Source organism: Nocardia spumae (assembly GCF_020733635.1).
Taxonomy (GTDB): Bacteria; Actinomycetota; Actinomycetes; order Mycobacteriales; family Mycobacteriaceae; genus Nocardia; species Nocardia spumae.
In genome coordinates, this window is record NZ_JAJFZL010000001.1 from 6,775,485 (window position 1) to 6,789,167 (window position 13,683).

15 protein-coding genes are annotated in these 13,683 nt (G+C 67.3%); 6 read left to right on the forward strand and 9 right to left on the reverse strand.

Translation table 11 applies throughout. The annotated features are described in order from the left end of the window. Nucleotide 1 precedes the first annotated feature (1 nt). Genes LKD76_RS30305 through nth form a run of 4 tightly spaced genes read right to left on the reverse strand, consistent with a single transcriptional unit; the run spans nucleotide 2 to nucleotide 3,250 of the window. The gene (locus tag LKD76_RS30305) at nucleotides 2-1,195 is read right to left on the reverse strand and encodes a MarP family serine protease (protein ID WP_227984803.1); all 1,194 of its coding nucleotides are present in this window, start codon (nucleotides 1,193-1,195) and stop codon (nucleotides 2-4) included. After that, on the reverse strand, nucleotides 1,192-1,926 hold the full coding sequence (locus LKD76_RS30310; RefSeq protein WP_227984805.1) for an NUDIX hydrolase: 735 nt from the start codon (nucleotides 1,924-1,926) through the stop codon (nucleotides 1,192-1,194). The genes LKD76_RS30305 and LKD76_RS30310 overlap by 4 nt, the downstream gene beginning before the upstream one ends. Further along, entirely contained in the window at nucleotides 1,923-2,564 is a 642-nt protein-coding gene (locus LKD76_RS30315) for a TlpA family protein disulfide reductase (protein ID WP_227985481.1), read from the reverse strand. The genes LKD76_RS30310 and LKD76_RS30315 overlap by 4 nt, the downstream gene beginning before the upstream one ends. Nucleotides 2,565-2,569: 5 nt before the next feature. After that, on the reverse strand, nucleotides 2,570-3,250 hold the full coding sequence (nth, locus tag LKD76_RS30320) for an endonuclease III (RefSeq protein WP_227984806.1): 681 nt from the start codon (nucleotides 3,248-3,250) through the stop codon (nucleotides 2,570-2,572). 277 nt (nucleotides 3,251-3,527) lie between these two features. Here nth and LKD76_RS30325 point away from each other — a divergent pair, with 277 nt between their 5' ends. Together LKD76_RS30325 and LKD76_RS30330 are read left to right on the forward strand one after the other, a co-directional pair. Beyond that, on the forward strand, nucleotides 3,528-3,767 hold the full coding sequence (locus LKD76_RS30325) for a hypothetical protein (protein WP_227984808.1): 240 nt from the start codon (nucleotides 3,528-3,530) through the stop codon (nucleotides 3,765-3,767). A gap of 249 nt (nucleotides 3,768-4,016) precedes the next feature. Further along, on the forward strand, nucleotides 4,017-4,691 hold the full coding sequence (locus LKD76_RS30330; protein WP_019044571.1) for a Crp/Fnr family transcriptional regulator: 675 nt from the start codon (nucleotides 4,017-4,019) through the stop codon (nucleotides 4,689-4,691). 30 nt (nucleotides 4,692-4,721) lie between these two features. Here the strand turns inward: LKD76_RS30330 and LKD76_RS30335 are convergent, their stop codons facing one another. From LKD76_RS30335 to sp36, 3 genes are all read right to left on the reverse strand, one after another. Continuing rightward, nucleotides 4,722-5,513 carry an MBL fold metallo-hydrolase gene (locus tag LKD76_RS30335; RefSeq protein ID WP_227984810.1) on the reverse strand — a complete coding sequence of 264 codons (792 nt, stop codon included), beginning with the start codon at nucleotides 5,511-5,513 and terminating at the stop codon, nucleotides 4,722-4,724. Nucleotides 5,514-5,613: 100 nt separating this feature from the next. Next, a complete protein-coding gene (locus tag LKD76_RS30340; protein ID WP_227984811.1) occupies nucleotides 5,614-6,084 on the reverse strand; it encodes a RidA family protein in 471 nt (156 codons plus the stop codon). After that, the gene (gene sp36 / locus LKD76_RS30345) at nucleotides 6,081-6,245 is read right to left on the reverse strand and encodes a Sp36 family protein (protein WP_085997207.1); all 165 of its coding nucleotides are present in this window, start codon (nucleotides 6,243-6,245) and stop codon (nucleotides 6,081-6,083) included. Before sp36 ends, LKD76_RS30340 begins: the two co-directional genes overlap by 4 nt. Nucleotides 6,246-6,420: 175 nt before the next feature. Here sp36 and bagA point away from each other — a divergent pair, with 175 nt between their 5' ends. Next, the gene (gene bagA / locus LKD76_RS30350) at nucleotides 6,421-7,458 is read left to right on the forward strand and encodes an ATPase BagA (protein ID WP_227984813.1); all 1,038 of its coding nucleotides are present in this window, start codon (nucleotides 6,421-6,423) and stop codon (nucleotides 7,456-7,458) included. Further along, nucleotides 7,458-8,660 (forward strand): ATPase BagB, encoded by a 1,203-nt coding sequence (gene bagB / locus LKD76_RS30355; protein WP_227984815.1) that lies wholly within the window; start codon nucleotides 7,458-7,460, stop codon nucleotides 8,658-8,660. The genes bagA and bagB overlap by 1 nt, the downstream gene beginning before the upstream one ends. A gap of 129 nt (nucleotides 8,661-8,789) precedes the next feature. Here the strand turns inward: bagB and LKD76_RS30360 are convergent, their stop codons facing one another. Then, complete coding sequence (locus LKD76_RS30360) at nucleotides 8,790-9,113, reverse strand: WhiB family transcriptional regulator (protein ID WP_305082773.1); 324 nt, start codon at nucleotides 9,111-9,113, stop codon at nucleotides 8,790-8,792. Nucleotides 9,114-9,395: 282 nt separating this feature from the next. Here LKD76_RS30360 and LKD76_RS30365 point away from each other — a divergent pair, with 282 nt between their 5' ends. Continuing rightward, nucleotides 9,396-11,765 carry a penicillin-binding protein gene (locus LKD76_RS30365; RefSeq protein WP_227984818.1) on the forward strand — a complete coding sequence of 790 codons (2,370 nt, stop codon included), beginning with the start codon at nucleotides 9,396-9,398 and terminating at the stop codon, nucleotides 11,763-11,765. Nucleotides 11,766-11,839: 74 nt separating this feature from the next. On the opposite strand, the gene LKD76_RS30370 is transcribed toward LKD76_RS30365, so the two are convergent. Beyond that, nucleotides 11,840-12,304, reverse strand: coding sequence for a GatB/YqeY domain-containing protein (locus LKD76_RS30370; protein ID WP_227984820.1), 465 nt, complete (start codon nucleotides 12,302-12,304; stop codon nucleotides 11,840-11,842). 147 nt (nucleotides 12,305-12,451) lie between these two features. On the opposite strand from LKD76_RS30370, the gene LKD76_RS30375 reads away from it, so the two are divergent. After that, nucleotides 12,452-13,438, forward strand: a complete 987-nt coding sequence (locus tag LKD76_RS30375) for a metallophosphoesterase (protein ID WP_227984822.1) — start codon at nucleotides 12,452-12,454, stop codon at nucleotides 13,436-13,438. The last annotated feature ends 245 nt before the right edge of the window (nucleotides 13,439-13,683 follow it).

Below are 13,683 nucleotides of genomic sequence, written 5' to 3' on the forward strand. Positions count from 1 at the left end.
CTCAGCTCAATACGCAATCGCCCGTGCCGACCGGTGCGGTCGAATTCTCCGCGGCCTCCAGATCGGACTCGACCTCTTTCAGGGTGAGGACATAGCCGGTGTCGTCATCGGTGACCGCCGCGCCGAAGACCACACCGAGTACCTGCCCGTCGGTGTCGACCAGCGGGCCACCGGAGTTGCCGGCGCGGACCCGGCCGCGAACGGTGTAGACCTGACGTTCGACGGTGCTGCTCTTGTAGATGTCGGGACCGGTCAGTTCGAGTGTCTCGCGTAGCCGGGCGGCGCTGGCGGTGTAGGGGCCGCCACCCGGATAGCCGAGCACGATGGCACTCTCACCGGATTTACCCGCGCCCTGTGCCAGCGGAATCACCGGGGCGTTGAGTCCGGGCACCGCCAGGATCGCGACATCCTTGGAGGGATCGAACAGCACGACCGTGGCATCGAGCCGGCCCCGCGCGGTGTCCACCTGCACGGTGGAGGTACCGGCGACCACGTGGGCGTTGGTCATGATGCGCTCCGGCGCGACCACGAAGCCCGAGCCCTCCAGCGCCCGCTGGCAACTGGGCGCGACACCGTTGATCCGCAATACGCTGTGCTGCAGGTTCAGTGCGACCGGCGTATCGAGCACGCTGGGATCCGGCGGCTCGACCGCGGCGATCGGCGCGCGGCCGAACGGCCCGATGACCTCCGGCAGGCCCGAGGTGTTGAGCAGTTTGGAGAACTCGTTGGGCACCCGGCGCAACCAGTTCGGGGCGACCTGATTGACATCGGCCAGTACCCGCGAGCCGTTGACCGCCGCCGCGATACCGGGCTGCGAGGACGAGGCCAGCGGCAGGGCCAGCAGCCACGCGGTGACCATCACCGCGACACACTGCAGCGCCGCGCCCACGACACTGTCGACACTGCGGGTGAAGGGGTGGCGCATACCGCTACGGGCGGCGCGGCCCAGCACCATGCCCGCGACCTCACCCACGACCACCAGGGCGACGATCAGCACCACGCCGACCAGCACCCGTTTCCGGCCCTCGCTGATGTGCTGCAGGATGTGCGGCGCGATCAGGATGCCGGCGACCGCGCCGAGCACCACGCCGAGAAATCCGAGCGCCGACGCTACCGCGCCCTGCCGCCAGCCGGAGGAGGCAGCAAGCAGCGCGATGATGATGACCGCGAGGTCGAGCCACCCGGAACTACTCATAACGTCATCCCCACTGCCGCGAGCGAAGTCTGCAGATCACGCACATCGTGGTGATCCCAGTCCCGCTCCCATCCCGATACCGCGAGCAGGCCGGCGAGAACACCGGCGGTGAAACCCCAGACGAGCATGCCATCCACCGCGAAGGCGGGACCCATATACCCCAGCGGATGGCGTACGACGAACCGGTTGGCCGGGTCGATCAGGTCCGCCAGCGGCACCCGGACCACCCGAGCGGCCTCGGTCTCACTGACCACCCGGACCTCCCCCGGAGTCCGCCAGTAGGCGACCACGGGCGTCACGTCGAACCGCGAGGGCGGGACGAAGATCTTGGGCAGCACCGCGAACGGTTCCACCCCACCGGGCTCGAGGCCGGTCTCCTCTCGGGCCTCGCGCAGCGCGGTACCGATCGGTCCCTCGTCACCCGGTTCCACTCCGCCGCCGGGGAAGGCCACCTGGCCCCGATGCTGGCGCAGCGTCGCGGCGCGCTGGGTCAGCAGCACATCGGCATCGCCGGGCAGGCCGCCGCGGGCCGCCGGATCGGCATCGGGCGACCCGCCGAACAACACGAGAACCGCGGCCTCCCGGGGCCGCAGCGCGGCGGAGGCCAGAGCGGCGGCGGTGCGGTGGATGACCTGATTGACACCCCTCGGATCGGCAGGCTCGTGTTCGGCCACCCCGCGCAACCACTCCGGAATATCGTCGGCGATCAGCACCTGTTCAGCACCGCTCACGAGGTGGCTCCCAGCCCCGCGGTGACCGCGGCGGCGATGTCGTCGGCGGATTCGAACGGCCGCTGCACCAGCACCTTGGCGATCGATCCGTCGGCGCGAACGAGCACCGAAATCGGGAGGACCGGCGGGACGTTCAGCACCGCGCGCACCTTTCCGTCGCCGTCCTGCACGCCGGGCAGGTGTACACCGAGATCGCGGAGGCGGGCCAGGGCCTTGCCCTCATCGGGGCTGCTGTGCACGGTCAGCACCGGCACCGCATCGGCCCGGGCCGCGTACTGCTGCAGGGCCGGCAGTTCGCGGGCGCACGGTTCACACCAGTAGGCCCACAGATTCAGCAGGGCCGGCCGGCCCGCCAAGGCCGCGGCCAGATCCATCGGCCGGCCGTCAGCCAGGCACTCGAGGGTGATCCCGGCCAGCGGTCCCGAGGCCGGGGCGGGCGGTTCCGTGCTCGGCTCCCCGGTCGGGCACGCGGCCAGGGCGGCGGCGGCGCGCTGGCCATCGGAGGCCGCCTGGGGGCCACCCTGCACCGCGGTTGCCGTCACCGACGGCGTGCTGTGCTCGCCACGCGGCCAGACAGCCACCGCCAGGGCCACCACTGCGATCAGAACTACGAATGCCCACCGCCATGCCGCGGGTATGGATCTCACCGGCCCACCAATTCGAGCAGATGCTCGGCCTCCGGCCCCTTCACCAGCGCGGCGGCCGTCGTCGGCTCGGTGGGACCGATGCCGAACGACGGACAGTCCTTGGCCAGAATGCAGACGCCGCAGGCCGGCTTCCGGGCATGACAGACCCGGCGACCGTGGAAGATCACCCGGTGCGACAGCATCGTCCATTCCTTGCGTTCGATCAGCTCACCGACGGCGTGCTCGATCTTGACCGGATCGTCGGCGGTGGTCCACTGCCAGCGCTGTACGAGCCGGGAGAAGTGCGTATCGACGGTGATTCCCGGCACATCGAAGGCGTTGCCGAGGATGACATTGGCGGTCTTACGACCGATACCGGGCAACTTCACCAATTCGGCCAGAGTTCCCGGCAGCACACCGTCGTGCTGCTCCAGCAGTGCCTGCCCCAGCCCGATGAGCGAATTCGCCTTGTTGCGGAAAAATCCCGTGGGCCGGATGTATTCCTCGAGTTCGGTGCGGTCGGCCTCGGCGTAGCCCTTGGCATCGCGATACCGCGCGAATAGTGCCGGAGTTGTCTGATTTACCCGGACATCGGTGCACTGGGCGGAAAGGATTGTGGCGACGGCCAATTCGAGTGGAGTGGTGAAATCCAGTTCGCAGTGCGCATCGGGAAAGGCAACCGCCAGTGTCCGATTCATCCGGCGTGCACGGCGGACCAGGCCCAGACGGGTCTCTCCCGCGAAACGCGCGGCCGGTTTCGAGTTCGCGCGCGAAGATTTGGTCCCGGTCGAAGAACTCGATTCGACTTTTGTGACCGACGCCGCAGTGGTGGCCGTCGTGGCCGAGTTATGCCCGTTCACGGCGCTGGATCTGGGTTCACGCACGCGTCCACCATACGGAACCGCACCGACGTGAGCGCGTTCGCGAACTCTTCCCGTGTTCCATCTGAGACCTTCTCCGTGTTTACTCACCCGTATGCAAGGACTCGCTGTGGTGCTCTTCCCGGTGTTGTTGATGCTGTTCGCACTGTTGATGGAACGCGTCGAGAACCGGCTGCGCAAGCTGCTCGAACCGGGTGAAGAGGTCCAGCAATATCTGGACAGGGCCAGCAATGCCGAGGTCAACGAGCTCGCGAAATTGGGCGTACCGGCACACGCGGGCTCCGGCGGCCGCCGCCGCAACCGTGACGAATTGGACGTCGCCCAGGCCAGCTGAGCCGGTACCGCCGCCGACCGGCGGATATCCGGACCCGGGAACTTTTCGCGGCACCGCGCCCGTTCACAAACCGCACGTTACGTGGTGTCTGTCACTACGCTGCGCGGATGGCAAGTAGACTGCACTGTCGGCCGAAAGCTTCGGTCCAGAGCTGTGGCGATAGCGACGAGCCAGGCGGCAGTCTGCGTAACACGTAGGAGCCCGCTGACGCCGCAGTAAGCACCGTCAATTCCCATAAGGAGCACATTCGTGGACGAGGCCCTCGCCAGAGCAGGCATCTTCCAAGGCGTCGAGCCCACCGCGGTGGCTGCTCTCGCCAAACAGCTTCAGCCCGTGGATTTCCCCCGCGGCCATGTCATCTTCAATGAGGGCGAGCCCGGCGATCGGCTGTACATCATCACATCGGGCAAGGTGAAGATCGGCCGTCGGTCCCCGGACGGGCGCGAGAATCTGCTGACCATCATGGGTCCGTCGGATATGTTCGGCGAGCTGTCGATCTTCGACCCGGGTCCGCGTACGTCCACGGCCACCACGGTGACCGAGGTGCGGGCGGTGACCATGGATCGCGATGCGCTGAAGGCGTGGATCGATCAGCGCCCGGAGATCGCCGAACAGTTGCTGCGGGTGCTCGCCCGCCGCTTGCGGCGCACCAACAACAACCTGGCCGATCTGATCTTCACCGACGTCCCCGGCCGTGTCGCCAAGGCGCTGCTGCAACTCGCACAGCGGTTCGGCACACAGGAGGCGGGTGCGCTCCGGGTGACGCACGACCTCACTCAGGAGGAGATCGCCCAGCTGGTCGGCGCCTCGCGCGAGACGGTGAACAAGGCCCTGGCCGACTTCGCCCATCGCGGTTGGCTCCGGCTCGAGGGCAAGAGCGTCCTGATCTCCGATTCGGAGCGTCTGGCTCGCCGAGCGCGGTAGGGATCTCCCACCGCGCTTCGGCGCATCCGGCTAGTTCCGGCCCCGCAGGTAGGCCAGCTGCGCCTGGACCGAACTGCGCGCGGCCGGCCACAGTCGTTTGTCCACATCGGCGTAGACGCGGGCCACGACCTTCATCGGCGACGCGTCCGCGCCCAGCTCGCGCAGTGCTGCCCGGACCTGCTCCAAGCGCTGCTGCCGGTGCTGGATGTAGTAGTTGATCACCGGTTCGGCCTGGGGGTGATCGGGGCCGTGTGCCGGTAGCAGGGCACGGCCCGGGGCCAGCTCGGCGAGCCGGTCCAGGGAGGCGAGATAGTCGCCGAGGGCGTCGTCGCGCGATTCCAGGACGGTGGTGCCGCTGCCGAGCACGGTGTCGCCGGTGACGATCGCGTCGTCGAGCAGGACACTCACCGAATCCCGGGTATGGCCCGGTGTGCCGATCACGGTGAGACGTAATCCGGCGGCCTCCACGATCTCACCGTCGGCCAGCGGATCCGAGGAGCCGGACACATATCCGGGGTCCATCGCCCGCACCGGCGTTCCGGTGAGTTTCACCAGCCGTTCGATACCACCGGTGTGGTCGTGATGGTGGTGGGTGATCAGCGTCAGCGCGATATTTCCGCCCGTCTCCCTGGCGATCGCCTCACTGTGTGCCTTGTCCTTCGGCCCCGGATCGATCACCACGCAGTCGGATCGACCCGGGACACGCAGAATCCAGGTGTTGGTGCCCTCGAGCGTCATCTGGTTCGGATTGTCGGCCAGCAGTACCGACGCGGTCTCGGTGACCGGTCGCAGCTGCCCGTACGCGGGATGACTCGGAGTCATGAGTGCTGCTCCGCCTCTCCGCGACGTGTACTTGCGCAATCAGCTGCCACCTCCGGTAATCCGGATATGACGGTCAAGCGGCCATCAGTCATCTCCCCATTCAACCCCGAATCTCGGCGATGAGCTCGACCTCGACCGGAGTTCCCTTCGGCAGCTCGGCGACCCCGACCGCCGAGCGCGCGTGCACCCCGGCGGTGCCGAAAACCTCGCCCAGCAGCTCGGACGCGCCGTTGATCACCAGTGGCTGATCGGTGAAACCCGGTGCGGAGGCGACGAAGCCGACCACCTTGACGATCTGCACCACCGCGTCGAGGCCGACCAGATCGTGCACGGCGGCCAGCGCGTTCAGCGCGCACAGTCCGGCGGCCCGCGCGGCCTCCTCGATTCCCACGTCCGCGCCGACCTTGCCGGTCGCCGACAGCGCACCGTCCACGAACGGCAACTGACCGGCGGTGTAGACCATCGAACCGGAACGGATCGCCGGAATGTAGGCGCCCGCCGGAGCCGCGACCGGCGGCAGGGTCAGCCCGAGCCGGTCGAGATTGGCGCGCCAGCCGGTGCCCGCCGTCACTGCTTGGGCCGCTTCAGGTATGCCACGTGCTGTTCGCCGGTCGGCCCCGGCAGCACCGTGACCAGCTCCCAGCCGTCGGCACCCCACTGATCCAGAATCTGTTTGGTCGCATGCGTCAACAGCGGCACCGTCGCGTATTCCCAGACCGTCACATCGCTCATGTCGCAGAAGCGTACTGGTGCGGATGCCACCGGGACCGTGCGGCCGAGGGACTCGCCCGCCCCCGGATGACGGCGATCAGCACAATTCGGGCCCGGACGGAAGTCCGCTGTGTCGTACCAGACAGTAGGCCGATCCTCTGGTCGCTGTTTCGTAACGGGTTATAGGCTCGCGAGCGTGGGAGTACCGACAGCAGTACCCGTTTCGCAAGAGCCGGGACTGAAATTAGGGTGGCCGGACCGGGCCGACAAAGCGCGGCTGCATTATGTGTCCGGCAAGGGTGGGACCGGAAAATCTACGGTCGCAGGCGCTTTGGCGCTCGCTTTGGCCGCCGGTGGCCGCCGGGTACTGCTGGTCGAGGTGGAGGGCCGCCAGTCGATTGCCCAATTGTTCGATCTGCCCCCGCTGCCGCCCACCGAAACCAAGATCGCGACCGCCGACGGCGGCGGCGAGGTGATGGCGCTGGCGCTCGATATCGAGCACGCCTTCCTCGAGTATCTCGACATGTTCTACAACCTCGGCTTCGCGGGCCGGGCGATGCGCCGGATGGGTGCCATCGAATTCGTCACCACGATCGCGCCGGGTCTGCGAGATGTGATCCTCACCGGCAAGATCAAGGAATGCGCGGTCCGCACCGATAGATCCGGGCGCACCGTCTACGACGAGATCGTGATCGACGCGCCGCCGACCGGCCGGATCGCCGGATTTCTCGACGTCACCAAGGCCATGGCCGAGGTCGCCAAGGGCGGCCCCATCGCGGGCCAGGCCGAGGGGGTGGCCGCGCTGCTGCATTCCGAGCAGACCATCGTCCATCTGGTGACCCTGCTCGAGGCGCTGCCGGTCCAGGAGACCGCGGACGCGATCGCGGAATTGACCGAATCCGACTTCCGCATCGGAACCGTCATCGTCAACCGCGCCACCGAGGGATTCCTCCCCGCCCCCGTGCGCGCCCGGGTCGCCAACGGCGAGCTGGATCCGGCCACGGTCCGCGCCGGCCTGGCCGAGGCCGGGATCACCCTGGACGACAACGACTTCCAGGGCCTGATCCGGGAAGCGGTGGAGCATTCGGCCACCCTGCAGGCACAGGACGACAGCTCCGCGGAACTGGCGAAGGTCGATATCAGCAGGCTGTATCTGCCCGCCCTGCCCGACGGAATGGATCTGGGCGGGCTGTACGAATTGGCCGAACATCTGAGCGCGCAGGGAGTCCGCTGATGAGTCATCCGAGCGCGCTGGTTCCTCCCGCCACCCCGGAACTGGATATCGAGGCGATCATCGCCGATCCGACGGCCCGGGTCGTGGTGTGCTGCGGCTCCGGCGGGGTCGGTAAGACCACCACCGCGGCGGCACTCGCACTGCGCGCGGCCGAACAGGGCCGCAAGGTCGTCGTACTCACCATCGATCCAGCGCGGCGGCTGGCGCAGTCGCTCGGGGTCAGCGACCTCGGCAACGCCCCGCAACGGGTGCAACTGCCCGAGACGGCCAGGGGCGAACTGTTCGCCATGATGCTGAACATGCGGCGCACCTTCGACGAGATGGTGCTCGAGCACACCAGCCCGGACAAGGCCGAGCAGATCTTCGCCAACCCCTTCTATCAAACGGTCGCCTCGTCCTTCGGTGGAACACAGGAGTACATGGCGATGGAGAAACTGGGGCAACTGGTCGCCAAGCGGGACTGGGATCTGGTCGTCGTGGACACGCCCCCGTCGCGCAATGCGCTGGATTTCCTCGACGCGCCCAAACGGCTGGGCAATTTTCTCAACGGCCGGATGATCCGGGTCATCATGGCGCCCGGGCGCGGTGTCGGCCGCTTCGTGACGGGCGCGATGAGCCTGGCCGTGCGCGGGGTGTCGACGATCGTGGGCGGGCAGATGCTCAAGGACGCCTCGCTGTTCCTGCAGTCACTGGAATCGATGTTCGGCGGCTTCCAGGACCGCGCTGAGCGCACGTACGCCATGCTCTCGCGGCCCGGCACCCATTTCCTCGTGGTCGCGGCCGCGGAGCCGGATGCGCTGCGGGAGGCGTCGTTCTTCGTGGATCGACTGTCCACGGACAAGATGCCGCTGGCCGGGCTGGTGCTCAATCGCACCCATCCGGTGCTGTGCGCGCTGTCGCCGGCCCAGGCGACCGCCGGTGCGGACCGGCTCAGCGCCGGGGCGGGCAGTGGTGCCGACGGCACCGCGGCGGAGACCACCGCGGCCGACGCCGCCACCGACCCCGCGACCCTGACCGCCGATATCCTGCGTATCCACGCCCATCGCGCGGTCACCGCCCAACGCGAACAGCATCTTCTGCACCGCTTCACCGGCGCTCATCCGCGGGTCCCGATCGTCACGGTCACCGCATTGCCGTACGAAGTATCCGATCTGGACGCGTTGCGCGCGGTCGGCGACCAACTCGCCGGATCTCCCGCCTGATTTCGTTCATTCCCCGATTCCGGTCCCTACCGGTGTCCGGCACCCGGACGTGCGGCCCCGATTCCGCACGTCACCGGCCGAAAACGGTCCGAGCCCGCAATCGCGGGCTCGGACCGATGGGTTCGTCGACTACATCGCGACCTTCTGCTGACGCTGCAGGCGGAAGAACTCCGCCCAGGAGGTCACCTCGGGATGCTGCTTGAGCAGCGCACGCCGCTGCCGCTCGGTCATCCCGCCCCACACACCGAATTCCACCCGATTGTCCAAGGCGTCGGCACCGCACTCCATGAGCACTGGGCAATGCCGGCAGATGGTGGCCGCCTTGCGCTGGGCGGCACCACGGACGAACAACTGGTCGGGATCCACTTCCTTGCATCGGGCCTGGGACACCCAGGCGATTCTCGCTTCGGCCTGCTCCACGTCCAATCGAGCGATGGGGGTAGTCATGTGCATTTGGTGTGCCCCTTTGCAGTCCGAACACCGGGTCAACGGCGCTCCGGAATCGCGTGCAGCCCACAGCAACCCAAACCCCGCTGCGCTCCGCACCACATTCCACTTTGAGTGTTAGCTCTATCACACTGAGTTCTCAATCTAGGTAAAGGTATGGGGCGAGCGCAAGACCGTGCCCGGATTTTCTGGTACGCCCGTCCCTGCGGGGTGGTTGTGACCTGCCCCCATGGCGCGCCGCCGACCGCGCACCGCGCATGTGACGGCGGGCCAATTAGGCTGGGGCGCGTGCCGATCTCACAAACGCTCGCGAGGCTCGCCGGCGCCTGCGTCCTAGCGGCCGTACTCGTCGCCGGATTGTTGTTCCCACTCGCCGGCGGCTTCGGGTACATGTCGAACCGCGCCGCCGATGCCGTGGACAACGTTTCCTCGGAATTGGTGGAGGGCACCGCACCCGCGGTGTCGACGATGGTCGACGCCACCGGAGCCCCCATCGCCTGGCTCTACGAGCAGAGACGTTTCGAGGTCCCGAGCGACAAGATCGCCAACGACATGAAGCTGTCGATCGTCTCCATCGAGGACAAGCGTTTCGCCGAACACGGCGGCGTCGACTGGCAGGGCACGCTGCGAGCCTTTCTGACCAACACGTCCAGCGGTGAGGTCCAGCAGGGCGCCTCGACCATCGACCAGCAGTACGTGAAGAACTTCCAATTGCTGGTGGTCGCCAAGACCGATGCCGAACGCCGCGCCGCGATCGAGACCACCCCCGCCCGTAAGCTGCGCGAAATTCGCATGGCGCTGACCCTGGAGAAAGAACTCACCAAGGACGAGATCCTGACCCGGTATCTGAACCTGGTGCCGTTCGGCAACGGTTCGTACGGAATTCAGGATGCCGCCCAGACCTATTTCGGCGTCGACGCCAAGGATTTGAAGGTCGGCCAGGCGGCGATGCTGGCCGGTATGGTCCAGTCCAGCTCGAAGCTGAATCCCTACACCAATCCGAGGGGCGTGCTGGAGCGGCGCAATACCGTCCTCGACACCCTGATCCAGAACATTCCCAGCCGGGCCGAGGAATTCCGGGCCGCCAAGCAGCAGCCGCTGGATGTGCTGCCCGAGCCGAAGGGCCTGCCGCGCGGCTGCATCGCCGCGGGTGATCGCGGGTATTTCTGTGATTACGCGCTGCAATATCTGGCCAATGCCGGAATCAGCAAGGATCAGATCGACAAGGGCGGGTATCTGATCCGCACCACACTGGATCCGACGGTCCAGAACTCGGTCAAGGCCGCGGTGAATCAGGTGACCGACCCGAACCTGGAAGATATCGCCGAGGTCATGAGCATCATCGCTCCCGGCCAGGACTCCCATCACATTCTGGCGATGACCTCGAGCCGCACCTACGGCCTGGATCAGGGCGCGCATCAAACCGTGCAGCCGCAGCCGTATTCGATGGTCGGTGACGGCGCGGGCTCGATTTTCAAGATCTTCACCACGGCCGCGGCGATGGAGAAGGGGCTCGGCACCAGCGCACAACTGGATGTGCCGTCGTTCTTCGCGGCCAAGGGTATGGGTAACGGTGGTGCGGCCGGCTGTCCACCGGCCACCTATTGCGTGAAGAACGCCGGAAATTACCGATCGCCGATGTCGGTGACCGAGGCGCTCGCACAATCGCCGAATACGGCGTTCGTGAAGTTGATCCAGGACGTCGGCGTGACCCCGACCGTCGACATGGCGATCCGGCTGGGAATGCGCTCCTACGCCGACGCGGGCACCTCCGGCCACGGCAATCAGAGCCTGGCCGACATGATCAAGCAGCAGAATCTGGGCTCGTTCACACTGGGCCCGGTCGCGATCAACCCGCTGGAGCTGTCCAATGTCGCGGCGACGATCGCATCCGGCGGGAAATGGTGCCCGCCCTCGCCGATCGCCGAGGTGATCGACCGCGACGGTAAGCAGGTTCCGCTCACCCAGCAGGCCTGTGAGCAGGTTGTCGAACCGGGGCTGGCCAATACCCTGGCCAACGCGCTGAGCCAGGACGCCATCGGCGGCACCGCGGCCGGATCGGCCCGTGCGGCCGGCTGGAACGTTCCGGTCTCGGCGAAAACGGGAACCACCGAAACGCACCGTTCCTCGGCCTTCCTCGGATTCACCAATTCGATGGCCGGCGCCGGCTACATCTACGGTGACTCCCCCACCCCCGGCGAGATCTGCTCGTTCCCGCTGCGCAGCTGCGGTGACGGCAATCTCTACGGCGGTAACGAGCCGGCGCGCAGCTGGTTCAGCGGTATCAAACCGGCGCTCGACAAATTCCCGCCCGCGGTGCTGCCACCGCCGGACGACAAATACGTGCGCGGTTCGAACAACGCGCAGATCCCGGATGTGAACAACATGTCCGAAGCCGAGGCCCGGTCGGTGCTCATCGGCGCGGGATTCCAGGTATCGCTGGTGACCTCACCCGGCTCGGCCGCCAAGGGCACGGTCACCGGGACGACACCGAACGGCTCGGCGATCCCCGGATCGGTGATCACGGTATTCGTCAGCGACGGCACGCAGCGCGAGATACCGCGCCCCGGCCCGGCCGCGCCACCGCCGGGTCTGCCGGGGCTGCCCGGAATACCGGTGCCGCGACTGCCACCCATCCCGATACCGCTGCCGCGGTAGCGACGTACCGCGGCGACGAGGAAGGGCCGGCGAATGTGCGAACATTCGCCGGCCCTTCCGCTGTTCTGCCGAAGCTACAGCCGGGATCGCACCGCCGCCGAGATCCGCGAACCGTCCGCGCGACCGGCGGCCAGCGCCGTCGCGATCTTCATGACCTGGCCCATCTGCTTCATGCCAGGACGTTCGCCGAGCTGTTCGGCCACATCCGCGATGGCGGTGTCGGCGAGATCGGCGACCTCCGCATCGGTGAGCGGGGTCGGCAGATATTCGTCGATGACCTCCTGCTCGGCCCGCTCGTTGGCCGCCAACTCACCGCGACCGGCCTGTTCGTAGACCACGGCCGCCTCATTGCGCTTCTTCGCCTCCTTGCCGAGGACGGAGATCACCTCGGCATCGGTCAGCTCCTTGGCCTCGGAGCCGGCGACCTCGGCGTTCTGCACCGCCGCCAACAGCATGCGCAGCGTATTCAGGCGCAATGCGTCCTTGGCCTTCATGGCCGCGGTCAGATCGGCGCGCAACTTCGATTTGAGTTCCGACATGGGCCACACGGTAGCCGCTGCGCGCGAACGCTCCCACCGCATTTACCATGATCGCGCTCGTGTCGGACCCCGGCACCGCGCGACAAACCGGATGCCTGTGCGGAATCACACTCGGTATTCGTCACAGTGGTCGCCTATTCTGGTCTGATGCCCGTATTCTCGTCCCCCGCACTTCGACGAGCAGCGCTGGGCTCCGGAGCTAAGGTCGCCGCCGCGGCCGCCGGTACCGCAGTGGCCGGAATCGGCTATGCCTCGCTGATCGAACGCAATGCCTTCGTCCTTCGTGAGGCCACGATGCCGGTGCTGCAGCCGGGCTCGTCGAGCCTGCGCGTGCTGCACATCAGCGACCTGCACATGACGCCCGGCCAGAAGCTCAAACAGGCATGGGTCCGCGAACTCGCCGCCCTGGAACCCGACCTGGTGGTCAACACCGGCGACAACCTCGCGCATCCGAAGTCGGTGCCGGCGGTGGTCCAGTCGCTATCGGCGCTGTTGTCACGACCGGGCATCTTCGTCTTCGGCAGTAACGACTACTTCGCACCGGTTCCGAAGAACCCGCTGAAGTACTTCGACAAGGATCACAAGCGCGTACTCGGCGATCCGCTGCCGTGGCAGGATCTGCGCGCGGCGTTCACCGAGCGCGGCTGGCTCGATCTCACCCATGTGCGCCGCGATCTCGAAGTCGCCGGGATCAAGATCTCCACCGCCGGTGTGGACGATCCGCATCTGACCCGCGATCGGTACGACACCGTCGCGGGAACGCCGAACCCGCTGGCCGATCTGAGCATCGGACTGACGCATTCGCCGGAGCCGCGAGTGCTGGACCGGTTCGCCGATGACGGGTACGACCTGGTGCTGGCCGGGCATACGCACGGCGGTCAGCTGTGCCTGCCCGGATTCGGCGCGCTCGTCACCAACTGCGGAATCGACCGGTCGCGGGTGAAGGGCCCGTCCCGCTGGGGTGCGCACACTCGGCTGCACGTCTCGGCCGGCGTCGGCACCTCGCCGTGGGCGCCGTACCGCTTCTGCTGCCGTCCCGAGGCGACGTTGCTGACGCTGGTGGCCGCGCCGCCGGAGCGCCCCGTTGCCGACAGTGGCCATGGCGTGTCCGAATCGGAGGCCGTCGCGCGCTAGGGTTCCTGCCGAGGCACGACAGTAGGCAGGGGAGCACGGTGAGCAATGGGTCCGGACAACGCGGGTTCGAACAGCGCGGGTCCGAGCCGCGCCACGACGACCCGGGCGCGAGGCGAGGGCCCAACCCGCCACCGGGCAACACGGAGTCCGCGCCGACCGAGGCGATTCGGCAGATGCCGGACGCGCGCTCGAATCCGGCTGCACCCCAGGGCTCTTCTCCGTGGTCACGACCGCAGGCCCCGGCT